The sequence below is a fragment of the Citrobacter sp. wls706 genome, assembly GCF_005281305.1.
In the GTDB taxonomy this organism is placed as follows: Bacteria; Pseudomonadota; Gammaproteobacteria; order Enterobacterales; family Enterobacteriaceae; genus Citrobacter; species Citrobacter werkmanii.
Genome location: NZ_SZXG01000015.1, coordinates 1 through 294, shown reverse-complemented (window position 1 = coordinate 294; position 294 = coordinate 1). Strand labels below are relative to the sequence as shown.

The window sequence follows — 294 nt, the reverse complement described above, 5'->3', positions numbered from 1 at the left end:
TCTCTTCGCCAAAACAGCTTCGGCGTTGTAAGGTTAAGCCTCACGGTTCATTAGTATCGGTTAGCTCAATGTATCGCTACACTTACACACCCGACCTATCAACGTCGTCGTCTTCAACGTTCCTTCAGGAGACTTAAAGTCTCAGGGAGAACTCATCTCGGGGCAAGTTTCGTGCTTAGATGCTTTCAGCACTTATCTTTTCCGCATTTAGCTACCGGGCAGTGCCATTGGCATGACAACCCGAACACCAGTGATGCGTCCACTCCGGTCCTCTCGTACTAGGAGCAGCCCCCC

At 51.0% G+C, this 294-nt stretch carries 1 rRNA gene; it reads right to left on the bottom strand.

The features are described 5' to 3' along the window. Window positions 1–29: 29 nt before the first annotated feature. Window positions 30–294 (bottom strand): 23S ribosomal RNA (locus FDW92_RS04840); the annotation flags it as partial.